The following is a 13,432-nucleotide window of genomic DNA, read 5'->3' on the forward strand; positions in this document are numbered from 1 at the left end:
ATATGCAAGCATCGGCCACCTACCAAGAGATCCTCACGCAAGTTGCCGCCTGGCAGGACGCGCTGCACGCTGTCAGCGCCAAGCAAGCGGACGTGCAGCGGTTGTGGCAGGCCGGGGCGTATGACTCCATCGTCGTGACGGGCTGCGGTTCGACCCATTACCTATCGATGATCGCGGCCAACCTGCTGCAAACGCACACGGGCGTCGCGGCGCGCGCTGTGCCCGCTGCCGAACTCCTGTTTAACCCGGAAAGCATCTACCTGCGCCGCGGGCGCACGCTGCTCGTCGCCATCTCCCGCTCGGCGCTGACCAGTGAGACCATCCAAGCGGCGCAGCAGTTCGTCGATCAGCAGCGCGGTGAGGTAGTCGTCATCTCGTGCTATGGCGACCGTCCGCTCAATCAACCTGCGGCGCTCAACCTGTTCGCCGAGCAGGGGCAAGAAGAAAGCGTCGCGCAGACCCGTTCGTTCTCGGCGATGCTCGTCATGGCGGAGCAGTTGGCTGTTCTGCTCGGTGAGGGCGCGCTCCGCGCCAGCCTGCTCACCGGAGCGGGTCAGGCGTGGGTCGAAAACGCGCTGCTCATCGCTCACCCCTTCGCCGATCCCAAGCGCTTCCAGCGGTACTTCTACCTCGGCAGCGGTGCGCGCTACGGCCTCGCCTGCGAAGCCATGCTCAAAATGAAAGAAATGTCGCTCACCCACGCCGAAGCCTTCCATACACTGGAATTCCGGCACGGGCCGAAGTCGATGGTGGACGCGGAAACGGTCGTCGTCGGCCTGCTGAGCGAAAATGCCGCCAGCGCCGAACGCGCCGTGCTGGACGAGATGAAAGCATTGGGCGCGACGACGTTCACTATCGGCACGCAGGCCGAGTCTGACTACCGCCTGCCGGAGGCGAGTTCGCTGGTCTTCGCGCTCCCGATTCTGCAAAGCCTCGCCTATCACCGTGCCACGCTGAAGGGTCTCGACCCGGATCGTCCGCGTAATCTGGATCAAGTCGTGCAGCTCTCCGCTCTTGGTTGAGGCCGCACGAGGTCATCGTCTGGTTTGTTGCCATTAGTCTTGTTGTGAAAGGATTGCAGTCATGAAGAAACTATTGTTGGTCATGATCTTGCTGCTCATTGCGGTGAGCGCCGTCTCCGCGCAGGACACCGTCACGCTGCGGTTGTGGGCGCACCAGGAAAGCGCCTTCAACGAGGGCCTGCAAACCATCATCGACGCCTATGAAGCGGCCCACCCCAACGTCAGCATTGAGCTGGAAACCTTCGAATACGAGCTCTACATCCAGACGCTGCAAACTGCCCTGCCCGCTGGCAATGAGGCCGATATCCTCGAACTCTTCGGCTCGTGGGTGTGCAGCTATTCCGACCGCCTCGCCCCGATGCCCGCCGGTCTGGTCGATACCAGCGTCTTCTATGATGCTGCATTGGACGGCTACACCTGCGCCGACAATGTGTACGGGCTGCCGCAGGAATTCAACATGGAATACGGCGCGGTGCTGGTCAACCCGGCGCTGTTCGAAGCCGCTGGTCTGACCTACCCACCCGCGTGGACAGACTGGGAAGCTTTTATCAGCGATGCCAAGGCCTTGGCGCAAACCGGCGACAATGGTCTGATGAGCGTGGCCGGGTATCACTTCACCAACGCCGACGCGATCACCTTCAGCTTCCTTGCGGGGATTCTGCAGAATGGCGGCGACTACTGGAATGAAGATCGCAGCGCCTTCACGTTTGACACCGACGCCGCGCGCGCCACGCTCAACCAGATGGTGCGCATGGTCGAAGAAGGGATTGTCGACCCGGTGCTGTTCAACGATACGGCCAACTGGGGCGGCAACGCCTTCTTCACCACTCAGGCAGCCATCACGCTGATCGGCCCGTGGGCCGTGTACCTGCGCGAAGACTTCCCAGATTTCGGCGAATTCGGCTATGTCGCACTGCCCAGCTTCAACGGCGACCCGGCGTTCGCCGCCGACTCCGGTTGGGGTCTGGCGGTCTCCGCGAACAGCCCCGCCGCGGAAACTGCGTGGGATTTCGTCGCCTTTGCGACCGCCAACGCCGACAACGCGCTCGGCTGGAACCTGCACTCGCACACCATCCCCGCGCTGCGGTCGCTGGTCGAAGATGAAACCACGCGCGGCGCCATTCTGGCCGAAGCGCCGTGGCTCGACTCGGTCTTCCCGCTGCTGGCCTCGGGTCGCTATATTGGCGACATGCCTGACCGCGATCTCGTCTTCTACGACATCATCTATCCGTATATTCTGGATACGCTGCAAGGCGTCATGTCCGTCGACGAGGCGCTGATCCTCATCGAGGAAGACGCCAACGCGACCTTCCAGTAGGCCGTCCATGTCCGTGAGCGCTGCGCCGAATTGACGCGGCGCTCACCATTTCATCCGCAGACCTCGGAAGACGCGCACATGGATTCGATCGATCTCCAAGCATTTACGCTGTATTGGTTAGTGATCTGGGCGGTACTCGGCAGTGCCATCACCCCACTGATCTTCGACCACCGGCACCGCTCGCCGTGGCGCGGCGCGCTGCTCGGGCTGGTGCTCGGCACCGCCTCCGGGCAGATCTTCGGGCGACTGCTGCTGGCGCTGCTCGTGCCCCTGCTGCCGGACGCCGCCACGTGGATTAGCATGTTGGGCGGGCTGGTGCTGCTCGTCCCCTTCTGGCTCTCAATCAAACCCGCGCAGCAAACCATGCTGCGGCATTATGGCTTCGTCGCCGGGACGATCACGCCGCTGACCTTCTACCTGCTGCTGTTGAGCGTACTGCCCTTGGCGTGGGCGATTTTGCTCGCCTTTTTCGACTACAGCCCGCGCCGCGTCGGCGGACCGATCCTCGGCTTGGGCGGTGAGAATCCGTTTGTTGGGTTTCAGTACTTCCAGACGATGATCACGGGCGAAGGTCGCGACGGCTTGATCTTCCAGAACAGCCTGCAGAACACGCTGGCGTTCACGCTGCTGGTCGTGCCGCTCAACCTGTTCATCACCATCCCGCTCGCCACCATGATCGAGTCGGTGCATCGCGTCTTCAAGACGATTTTCCGCACGATCTACTTCCTCCCCGTCGTGACCTCGTCGGTCGGTGTGGCCGTGATGTGGGGCTACATCTACAACCAGCAATACGGCCTGCTCAATGACGTGTTGTCGAATTTCGGCGTGACGCCCATCGGCTGGCTGCAAGACCCGCGCGCCAATGTGCTGGGGGTTCCAGCGGCGCTGTTCGCCGTAGTGATCGCCTACCTGTGGCAGGACTTCGGCTACAACCTCGTGATCTTCATCGCCGCACTGCAAAGCATTCCCGACACGCTGAAAGAAGCCGCGCGCGTCGATGGCGCGTCGCCGCTGCAGGTCTTCTGGTCGATCACGCTGCCGCTGCTGCGCCCGACGATTCTCGTCACCTCCGTGCTGACGGTCATCTCGTCGTTTCAGGTCTTCGATCTCATTCAGGTGATGACGCAGGGCGGGCCGGGGCGCATCGGACAGACGCGCGTGCTCGTCCTGGACATCTACGAGAGCGCGTTCCGCTTCGAAAAGATGGGCTGGGCGGCGGCCATGTCGGTCGCCATGTTCGTGATCGTCGCGCTGCTGACCGTCGTGCAGACCCGCGTGCTGCGTTCAAACTGGGAGTACTAGCCGATGCCTGCGCTCTTTACCTCCGAGGTTCAACCGCCCAGTCGAGTGTCGCAGGCGATCAACCGCTTCGGCGGGCGCACGCTGATCTACGCCGTGCTGATCATTGGCTGCATCCTCACAGTGACGCCGTTCGTCTGGACGATTCTCGCCTCGTTCAAGACGCACGCCGAGATCATCGACCCGGCACAGCGTACGTTTTTGCCGCGTGAGTTCACGTTCAGCAACTACCAGACGATCTTTAGCGACCCGTCGCTGCCGCTGGCGCGGTTTTACGCGAACAGCCTGTTCGTCGCGCTCAGCAACGTGGTAATCCACACGTTCACCAGCTCGCTGTTCGGCTACGTGTTCGCCAAGTTCGAATTTCGCTTCAAGCGCGTGCTGTTCGCCTACATCCTCGCCACGCTGATGATCCCGTTTCAGCTCACGATGATCCCGTCGTACCTGATTCTGCTCCAATTCAACCTGACCAATAACCTGCTCGGTCTGGTCGCTCTGAGCTGGTTCAACGCCTTCGGCATCTTCCTCATGCGCCAGTTCATGCAGAGCATCCCCGACGAACTCCTCGATGCGGCGCGGGTCGATGGCGCATCCGAATGGACGATCTATGCGCGCATCGTCATCCCGCAGGTGCTGCCCGCGCTGGCGACGTTCGGCATTCTCGTGTTCATCTCCAACTGGAACGCCTACCTCTGGCCGCTGATCGTCTTGCAGGATGTCGACGTGCGCACGCTGCCTATCATCCTGACGTGGTACAACGACCGCCACACCAGCGACCTCGGGTTGCAGATGGCCGCGTCGATCCTGATCGTCATGCCGATTCTCGTCGTCTACCTGTTCCTGCAGCGCTGGGTCGTCCGCGGCTTCACCCTCAGCGGATTTAAGGGGTAAGTACCAGTCCCTTAAGACGTTTCATCGTAGGGACGAGGCATGAGGCTTCAATGGTGAAACTATCCACCCCCCCCCCCGCCCCCCCCCGGGGGGGGGGGGGGGGGGGGGGGGGGGCCCGGGGCCCCGGGCGGGGGGGGGGGGGGGGGGGGGGGGGGGAAAAAGGACTGAAAGACTTCTGCCTCCCTACAAATACCTCTTCTGGGTGTTTGCGCTTTCAAGATACCCTCGTTGGTTCCCCTCTCCTCTTTTCGGGGGTGAGGTCAGAACCTACTAGCTCAAACGACTCCGCTGTATACTCACCCGCTCACCGAAAACGTAAGGAGTCCCGATTCGTGGCCAGCGATACACTGCTGATTCGTAACACGCGCATCTTCACCGCCGACCCAACGCGACCTTGGGCGGAAGCGGTCGGTCTGCACGGCAACCGGATCGCTTTCGTCGGCACGAACGCCGAAGCGGAACACTGGCGCACGGCGACCACCCGTGTGATCGACGGTGGGCAGGCATCGCTGACGCCGGGCATCGTCGACAGTCACTATCATCTGTTCTTCGGCTCGATGGAGCTGGGACATGTGCAGTTATGGGACGCGCAGTCGCTGGCCGATGTCAGCGATCTCGTGCGCGCCCATGCCGCCGCCCACCCCGACGAAGATCGGTCAACTGCGTGCAGTTCCGCTACGAAATCCTGCCCCCGGCGAACGCCTGACCCGCCACACACTCGACGCCATGCTGCCGGATCGTCCGCTGCTCATCATGGGCTACGACCATCACACGGCATGGGGCAACACCCGCGCCCTGGAAATCGCCGGGGTGCTGCACGGCGCGGTCACCGGGCCGAACAGCGAGATTCTCATGGGCGACGACGGTCTCGCCACGGGTGAACTGGTCGAACCCGCCGCCTACGCGGTCGTGCTGCGCCATTTTGAGGCCTGGGGACGCACGGTCAAAGGCTTGATCAACGGAACGGCAGGCGAAGTTAAACTGAACGCCGTACGCGAACGCAGATGGCTGCTCGAAGGCTTGAAACTGAGCGCCAGCCTCGGCATCACCAGTGTGCACAACATGGATGGCGATCTGGAACAGGGGTTGTTCTACGCGGCGATGGAAGACAGCGGCGACCTGAGTGTGCGCGTTAACATCCCATACAGCATCTTCCCGACGACGACGGTCGAGGATTTACAGGAAGCCGTCGAGATGACGCGGCGCTTCCAGAGCGAAAAAGTGCGGTCGGGGCGCGTCAAGCTGTTCATGGATGGTGTGATGGAGTCATGGACGGCGCTCATGCTCGACGATTACGCGGATCGTCCCGGTTGGGCCGGCGACGCGCTCTACAGCGCCGATCATTTCAACTGGCTTGCGCAGGAATGCGATGCGCGCGGGCTGCAAATCACCGTGCACGCTATCGGCGATGCGGCGGTGCGCCGCACGCTCGACGGCTATGAACTCGCGGCTCAAACGAACGGTATACGTGACAGCCGCCACCGCATCGAACACATCGAGTGCGTGCATCCGGACGACCTACCGCGCTTCGCTCGGCTTGGCGTGGTCGCCTCGATGCAGCCTTACCACAGCCCGATCACCTACCCGCAGACGCACGAGCTGTTCCCCAGCCGTGTCGGTGCGGCACGTTGGGATCGCAGCTTCGCGTGGCAGAACGTGCGCGGCGCGGGGGCGCATCTCGTCTTTGGCAGCGACTGGCCGGTGGTCACACCCGATCCGATGATCGGCATGCACGCCGCGCTCAACCGTCGCGCTTGGGGGCCGGGTGCATTCGATCACCGGCAGTCACTGGCAGATACGCTCATTTCGTACACCCGCGAAGGCGCATACGCCGAAATTCAGGAGCAGGTGCGCGGACAGGTGAAAGTCGGCATGCTCGCTGATCTCGTCCTGTTTTCGGCGGATCTATTCGCCACGCCGCCGGAAGCTATCGCCCAAGTGCGCCCCGTGCTCACAATCTGCGATGGACGCATCACCTACGAGGCGTAGCGATCTATTCGGTGAGCCACTGCGCGGCCTCTTTCGCGAAGTACGTCACGATGAGATCTGCGCCCGCCCGCTTGATGCCCGTCAGCGTTTCGAGAGCACAGCGGCGCAGATCGAGCCACCCGTTGGCGGCAGCCGCCTGCAGCATGGCGTATTCGCCGCTCACCTGATACGCCGCGACGGGCAGGTTGTGCACCTGACGCACCGCACTCACAACATCCAGATACGGCAGTGCGGGCTTGACCATGATCATGTCCGCGCCTTCGGCCACGTCCAGCGCCACCTCTTTGAGGGCTTCGCGCTGGTTGGCGGGGCTCATCTGGTACTGGCTGCGGTCGCCGAACTGCGGCGGGCTTTCCGCCGCTTCGCGGAACGGTCCGTAGAAGCCGCTGGCGTACTTGGCCGCGTAGCTCAGCACAAGCACATGATCGAGGCCGTGGGCATCCAATCCGGTGCGGATCGCCCGCACCATCCCGTCGAGCATCCCCGACGGCGCGATCATGTCCGCGCCCGCTTCGGCGTGCACCACAGACGCTCGCGCCAGCAGTTCCAGCGTCGGGTCGTTAAGCAGATAACCTTCCGGCAGGCGCGGGTTATAGTGCGCTTCCCCCGGTTGATTGATGATGCCACAGTGGCCGTGATCCGTGTACTCGCAGAAGCACATATCCGAAATGACGATCATCTCTGGCACCGCGTCTTTGATCGCGCGGATCGCCGTGGGGATGATGCCGTTTGGGTCGTAATTGTCGCTCCCGCAGGCATCTTTGCTTTCGGGGATGCCAAACAGAAGCACGGCGGGAATACCCAAACGATAGGCGCTGCGCGCTTCCTCCGTCACTCGGTCCACCGACCACTGCGACTGCCCCGGCATCGACCGGATCGGCAGCTGCAAATCATGCCCATGCCGGATGAACAGCGGGTAGATGAAGTCGTCCGGGGACAAACGTGTTTCCTGCACCATGCGGCGCAGCGCGGCAGTGCGCCGTAAGCGCCGCGGACGGACTGCTCCGGCGGACGGCGGGGACTTGTGTTCAAGTTCCATTGAATCGTGTTTCCTGTTGTCTGGCTGGACTGAAATAGTCGGTAAGGGCCTGCAGCAGCCCCGTGAGGGTGTGCTCGTCCGGGACAATGACCTGCCGAAAGCCCGCCGCCCGCGCTGTGGCGGCAGTTCGCGGGCCAATACGCGCGGCGCACAGCTCGCACGGCGACTCGATGCTCGCGCCCCCAGCGTTGAGACGCTGGACGAAACACCTGACCGCCGAGGAACTGGTGAAAGTGAGCGCATCGATGCGCCGCTGCTTCAGCGACTCCGCCAGATCAACGCCACCGTCGCCGCACACGGTTTGATAGGCCTCGACCACGCAGACGGTCGCGCCGCGAATAGTCAGCCGACCGGCCAGCGTCGGCTCAGCTAAGGCCGAGGCGGGCAGGAACACCCGCGCGCGCGGTTCCAGCGGCAGGTGATCGGCTAAGGCTTCGGTGAGATACTCACCCGGCACAGTGACTCCGCTGATCCCCAGCAATTCATGGGCGGCAGCGGCGGTCGCAGGGCCAATCGCCGCCGTGCGCCACGACTCCGCGGCCAGTATTAAGCCAAGTACATCCAGTCGTTCGCGCAAGGCTTGTACCGTGTTCGCACTCGTCAGCACGAGCCAGTCGAACTGTCCGGCGGCGAGATTGCGGAGTGCCAAATCAAGCGGTGATAGATCGTCCGGTGGCACAATCCGCAGACACGGGTAGCTGAATGGAATCGCGCCGTGGGCATACAGCAGATCATCCAGTGCCTGTGCCTGAGCGAGTGCTCGCGTATTGACAATCCGTTTGCCCTTTAGCCCGTCGCTCATGGTCGCCGCTCCAACAACGCGCGCAGCCCCTGATCCAGCGCGGTCTGCGCCAGCGAGCGACCAAACGCGGCGGCGGCGGGCTCATCCTCGACCGAGGCGGACGCTTCGACATCCATTTGCTGGGTGCCATCGACCGCTGACACACGCCCCCGTAAGTGGAACACAGCGCCATCACGGCGCGCATACGCCGCAACGGGCAGCGAACACCCGCCCCCTAACCCGGCCAGGAAGGCGCGTTCGGCGGTCACTGCCAGCGCCGTCTCGGCATGCTGAATCAGCGCTAACAGGTGCACCAGCGCCGCGTCGTCCCGCGTCTGCACAGCAATTGCCCCCTGTCCCGGCGCGGGCAGCATCACGTTAAGTTCCAAAATCTGCGTGATCACCGCCTCATGTCCCAACCGATGCAGTCCGGCGTAGGCCAGCACGATGGCATCATACTCGCTGTCCGCGGCGAGGGCTTTGCGCACACGGGTATCGACGTTGCCGCGAATGTCGACTAGTTTGAGGTCAGGGCGCACGTGCAGCAGCTGCGCGCCGCGGCGGTAGCTGCTCGTCCCCACCACGGCGCGGTGGGGCAGCGTCGCCAGCGTGTAGCCCCGGCGGCTGATCAGTACATCCGCCGGGTTTTCGCGCGGGGTCAGCGCGCCAATCACCAAGCCGGGCGGCGGTTCAGTCGGCAGATCCTTCAGGCTCTGGACCGCGCAGTCGATACGTCGGTCGCGCAGCGCAGCTTCCAATTCCGCCGTGAAGACCCCCTTGCCGCCGAGCAGCGGCAGCGGCGTATCCAACACGCGATCCCCGTGCGTCTTGAAGATCTCGTAGCTCGTGCGCAGCGTTGGCTGAGCCGCCTGGAGCAGCGCCAGCACATGCCGCGTCTGCCACAGTGCGAGCTCGGAGCCGCGCGTACCAAATTTCAGTGCATCAATCGTATCCATACGTCCTGTTCTAGCGGCATTGACCACCCGCGCGGCTGTCGACGCCGGGAAACTGTCGTGTGAATCATGCCGAACCTGTGCAGGTGGGAACTATCATACAACCAGAAGCGCTGGCTGTGCCGGTTCGAAATGTTCCGAACCGGCGAATTCGGTTGGCGGCGCGGGCATCTGCGACCATAATTACGCTCCATAAACTCCACTTTTGGAAGGATAAAACATCGTGAGACACGTCCAACAACTACTGCGCGATTTAGGGCTGCCGGAGGGCGATCGGCATGATCTGCCCACATCGCCGCACCGCTTCCCGGATGGCGCGCAGTATCGCGTCGAGATTCCCAGCGTCGAAGGCCCCGCCGCTCTGCAGGCGGTGTTGGACACCGCGCGCTCGTTCGGGTTGACCATCCACCGCGTGTCGCAGGGCAGCGGGATCATGCTGCTGACGGATGCCGATATCCGCGAGATGGGCCGCTTAGGGCGGGAAGCAGGCATTGAAGTCTGCCTGTTCGTCGGTCCACGCGCACCATGGGAAGGCAGCGCGATTCCGCTTACGCCGGACGGCAAAATCTTCGGCTGGCGGCATCTCGGCATGGATCAGCTGACGTATGGCTACAACGATGTCGAACGCGCCTGCGATCTCGGCATTCGCAGTGTGCTCCCCGCCGACGAAGGGCTGATCTGGCTGGTGAATCAGGGACGCGAACGCGGTCTGCTGCCGAAAAACCTGATCATGAAAGGCTCGGCGCTCATGGGCGTCGCCAACCCCATTGGCATCAAAATGCTGGAAGACGCCGGGCTGAACACCATCAACGTCGCGTCGGATATTTCGCTGGCCCGGTTGGCGGCATTGCGACAGGTGCTCTCTATCCCCATCGATCTGTACATCGAAGGGCCGGATGGCCTCGGCGGCTTCACACGCTATCACGAGCTGGCGGAGATCGTGCGTGTCGGCGCGCCGATCTACCTCAAGTTCGGGCTGCGTAACGCCCCCAACATCTACCCGAGCGGGATTCACCTCGAAAACGCCGCGATTTCGACGGGCAAAGAGCGCGTCCGCCGCGCCTTCATCGGTATGGAGCATCTGGCACGGAGCGGAGCGCAGTTCAGCACGTCGAACACGGGTGCGGCGGATCTCGGCATTCCGGAGTAATTCAAGTTCGCTCGCGCCGCAAGGCTTGAAGGAGCAGTCAGTTTTGCCCGGTGAACCATCGTAGGAACGACCTTCTGGTCGTCCGACAGCCCAGGTCAACGTTTTGTCGGTCAGACGAAAAACGGGCTATACTGAAGTGACGTCAGCCGCGTTGCAGCAGTTTACCGCTCTGCCCACCGAACAGGAAAGCGCTCGTGAAAGCTGTTCTGCTCATGTTCGATTCGCTCAATCGCCGCATGCTGCCACCCTACGGCGGCGATTGGGTCCATGCCCCGAATTTTCAACGCCTCGCGCGCCGCACCGTAACCTTCGACAACTGCTACATCGGCAGCATGCCGTGTATGCCTGCCCGCCGTGAGTTTCACACCGGGCGCTACAACTTTATGCACCGCAGTTGGGGGCCGCTCGAACCCTTCGACGACTCCATGCCGGAGCTGCTGAGCGCGAATGGCGTGTATACGCACCTCGTCACCGACCACACGCATTACTTCGAAGATGGTGGCGCGACCTCCCACCCGCGTTACAACTCGTGGGAATTCAACCGTGGGCAGGAAGGTGACAATTGGAAAGGCTTCGTCAACCCGCCCTTCGCCATTCCGCCCGTGACACGCCGCATGGAACGCAACCAGAACAGCCGCATGTGGACGCAGGAGTTCATCAACCGCCAGTACATGCCCACGCCGGAGACCCAACCGCAGGCGCTGACCTTCTCGCAGGGCATCGAGTTCATCCGCCACAATCAGCACGAAGATCAGTGGTTTCTGCACCTCGAAACGTTCGATCCACATGAGCCATTCTTCACGCATCAGGCTTACAAAGACCTGTACCCAGACGAATACGACGGTCCGCTGCTCGACTGGATTTCGTATGGGCGCGTCACGGAAGATGTCACAGCGGTGCACCACCTGCGCAATGAGTACGCCGCGCTCGTCAGCTACTGCGACGATCAGCTCGGGCGCTTGCTAGATGTGATGGATGAATCTCGATTTGTGGCGCGATACGCTGCTCATCGTATGTACCGATCACGGGTTGCTGCTCGGTGAACACGACTGGTGGGGCAAAAACGTCGCGCCGTGGTACAACGAAAACGCGCATACGCCGCTGTTCATTTGGGATCCGCGCTGCGGCACAGCCGACGAACGGCGCAACAGCCTCGTCCAGTTGATTGACTTGCCCGCCACGCTGCTGGACTATTTCGGTGTGCCGCTGCCCGCAGATATGGAAGGTCGCCCGCTGCGCGCGACCATCGCCGAGGACCAGCCTGTGCGCGAAGCCGCCTTGTTCGGCGCATTCGGCGGGCACATCAACGTGACCGACGGGCACTACGTCTATATGCGCGCGCCCATGCCGGGCAATCAACCGCTCTACGAATATACGCTCATGCCCACACACATCCGCACGCGCTTCACGCCGACCGAACTGCAAAACGCCGCGCTCGCGCCGCCGTTCGCCTTCACCAAGGGCTGCCCGGTGCTGCGCCTGCCCGGTCGACCGTGGGGCGAACCGACGGAATTCGCGACCATGTTATTCGATGTGCAGGCCGATCCCGGACAACTCCAGCCGCTTCAGGACGCGGAGGTCGAGGGGCGGATGCTCAGCTATCTGATCAACCTGCTGGGGCGCAACGATGCGCCCGCTGAACAATTCACCCGTCTGGGACTCTCGAATCAGGAGGGTTAAGCATCAGCACACAGCCCCACGCCTTCCATGTGATGACCAAGCCGCGCGGCGCCGTCTGCAACCTCGACTGCACCTACTGCTACTATCTGGCGAAAGAGCGGCTCTACCCTGACAGCGATCACCGCATGGCGGACACTTTACTGGCGGAACATACGCGCCAGTTCCTAGAGGCGCAGACGGCGCGTGATATCACGTTCACATGGCAGGGCGGCGAACCGACACTCATGGGGCTGGACTTCTTCCAGCAGGCCATCCGCTACCAGCAGCAGTACCGCAAACCGGGCACACACATCCAGAACTCGCTGCAAACCAACGGCGTGCTGCTCGACGACGAGTGGTGCGCCTTCTTCAAAGCGCACAACTTCCTGGTCGGCATCAGCCTCGACGGACCGCGCGCGCTGCAGGATCACTACCGTGTCGACAAAGGCGGTCAGCCCACCTTTGACCGCGTGCTGCGCGGCGTGCGCCTGCTCCAGCAGCACGGTGTTGAGTTCAATGTGCTGACCACCGTGCACGCTGCCAACGAGCATCATGGGCTGGAAGTCTATCGTTTCTTGCGCGATGAGGTCGGTATCCGCTATATTCAGTTTATACCGATCGTCGAACACCTCGAATCGCAGGAGGCCAACCACGTAACCGCGCGTTCCGTCAGCGGAGCGGGTTACGGTCGCTTCCTCATCGACGTGTTCGAAGAGTGGGTACGCCACGATGTCGGTCAGGTGTACGTGCAGATGTTCGACGTGGCGTTAGCGGCGTGGGTCGGGGATGCGCCGGGGCTGTGCGTGTTTGAAGAGACGTGCGGCGCGGCGCTGGCCATGGAGCACACCGGCGACGTATATTCGTGCGATCACTTCGTCGAACCGCAGCATCTCGTCGGCAACATCGTCGATGTACCGCTGAGCGCGATCGCGGTGAGCGACCAACAGCGCGCGTTCGGCGCGGCTAAACGGGACAGCTTGCCCCGCTACTGTCGGGACTGCTCGGTGCGCTTTGTATGTCATGGGGTTGCCCCAAAGACCGCTTCAACGTAACGCCAGATGGTGAAGCGGGTTTGAACTATTTATGTGCAGGCTATCAAGCCTTCTTCGAACACATCCGCCCCGCGATGGAGTACATGGCGGCGGAACTCACCCGGCAGCGACCGCCCGCGAGCATCATGGTTACCATGGCACGCCGGGATGCCGAACTTCGCGAACGCTTAGCGCACACGGGACGCAACGATCCCTGTCCGTGTGGCAGCGGTTTGAAATTCAAGAAGTGTCACGGGAGGCGAGTCATGTAACGATTAACCCAAACTGCGTCAATCCATA

At 62.4% G+C, this 13,432-nt stretch carries 13 protein-coding genes; 10 read left to right on the forward strand and 3 right to left on the reverse strand.

Annotation, left to right across the window (positions count from 1 at the left end):
* Positions 1-2: 2 nt before the first annotated feature.
* The 5 genes from IPK17_RS29020 to IPK17_RS29040 all read left to right on the forward strand — a co-directional run bounded on the left by IPK17_RS29020 (position 3) and on the right by IPK17_RS29040 (position 6,519).
* Positions 3-1,022 carry an SIS domain-containing protein gene (locus tag IPK17_RS29020; protein ID WP_343421190.1) on the forward strand — a complete coding sequence of 340 codons (1,020 nt, stop codon included), beginning with the start codon at positions 3-5 and terminating at the stop codon, positions 1,020-1,022.
* 61 nt (positions 1,023-1,083) lie between these two features.
* Positions 1,084-2,340 (forward strand): extracellular solute-binding protein, encoded by a 1,257-nt coding sequence (locus tag IPK17_RS29025; RefSeq protein ID WP_343421191.1) that lies wholly within the window; start codon positions 1,084-1,086, stop codon positions 2,338-2,340.
* A gap of 78 nt (positions 2,341-2,418) precedes the next feature.
* Positions 2,419-3,642, forward strand: a complete 1,224-nt coding sequence (locus tag IPK17_RS29030; RefSeq protein WP_343421192.1) for a carbohydrate ABC transporter permease — start codon at positions 2,419-2,421, stop codon at positions 3,640-3,642.
* 3 nt (positions 3,643-3,645) lie between these two features.
* Positions 3,646-4,530, forward strand: coding sequence for a carbohydrate ABC transporter permease (locus tag IPK17_RS29035; protein ID WP_343421193.1), 885 nt, complete (start codon positions 3,646-3,648; stop codon positions 4,528-4,530).
* A gap of 726 nt (positions 4,531-5,256) precedes the next feature.
* Positions 5,257-6,519: an amidohydrolase gene (locus IPK17_RS29040; RefSeq protein ID WP_343421194.1), complete on the forward strand. Its 1,263-nt coding sequence runs from the start codon at positions 5,257-5,259 to the stop codon at positions 6,517-6,519.
* Positions 6,520-6,523: 4 nt separating this feature from the next.
* On the opposite strand, the gene hemB is transcribed toward IPK17_RS29040, so the two are convergent.
* Genes hemB through hemC form a run of 3 tightly spaced genes read right to left on the reverse strand, consistent with a single transcriptional unit; the run spans position 6,524 to position 9,295 of the window.
* Positions 6,524-7,558, reverse strand: a complete 1,035-nt coding sequence (gene hemB / locus IPK17_RS29045; protein ID WP_343421195.1) for a porphobilinogen synthase — start codon at positions 7,556-7,558, stop codon at positions 6,524-6,526.
* A complete protein-coding gene (locus IPK17_RS29050) occupies positions 7,548-8,360 on the reverse strand; it encodes a uroporphyrinogen-III synthase (protein ID WP_343421196.1) in 813 nt (270 codons plus the stop codon). The genes hemB and IPK17_RS29050 overlap by 11 nt, the downstream gene beginning before the upstream one ends.
* The gene (gene hemC, locus IPK17_RS29055) at positions 8,357-9,295 is read right to left on the reverse strand and encodes a hydroxymethylbilane synthase (protein WP_343421197.1); all 939 of its coding nucleotides are present in this window, start codon (positions 9,293-9,295) and stop codon (positions 8,357-8,359) included. Before hemC ends, IPK17_RS29050 begins: the two co-directional genes overlap by 4 nt.
* A 220-nt stretch (positions 9,296-9,515) precedes the next feature.
* Between hemC and IPK17_RS29060 the strand changes: the two genes are divergently transcribed.
* The 5 genes from IPK17_RS29060 to IPK17_RS29080 all read left to right on the forward strand — a co-directional run bounded on the left by IPK17_RS29060 (position 9,516) and on the right by IPK17_RS29080 (position 13,404).
* Positions 9,516-10,442, forward strand: coding sequence for a hypothetical protein (locus IPK17_RS29060; protein ID WP_343421198.1), 927 nt, complete (start codon positions 9,516-9,518; stop codon positions 10,440-10,442).
* A 194-nt stretch (positions 10,443-10,636) separates the two neighbouring features.
* Positions 10,637-11,485 (forward strand): sulfatase, encoded by an 849-nt coding sequence (locus IPK17_RS29065; protein WP_343421199.1) that lies wholly within the window; start codon positions 10,637-10,639, stop codon positions 11,483-11,485.
* Complete coding sequence (locus tag IPK17_RS29070) at positions 11,418-12,122, forward strand: sulfatase/phosphatase domain-containing protein (RefSeq protein WP_343421200.1); 705 nt, start codon at positions 11,418-11,420, stop codon at positions 12,120-12,122. The genes IPK17_RS29065 and IPK17_RS29070 overlap by 68 nt, the downstream gene beginning before the upstream one ends.
* Positions 12,123-12,154: 32 nt before the next feature.
* Entirely contained in the window at positions 12,155-13,153 is a 999-nt protein-coding gene (locus IPK17_RS29075; RefSeq protein ID WP_343421201.1) for an anaerobic sulfatase maturase, read from the forward strand.
* A 20-nt stretch (positions 13,154-13,173) separates the two neighbouring features.
* A complete protein-coding gene (locus tag IPK17_RS29080; protein ID WP_343421202.1) occupies positions 13,174-13,404 on the forward strand; it encodes an SEC-C metal-binding domain-containing protein in 231 nt (76 codons plus the stop codon).
* Positions 13,405-13,432: the final 28 nt, after the last annotated feature.

This window comes from Candidatus Flexifilum breve (assembly GCF_016713355.1).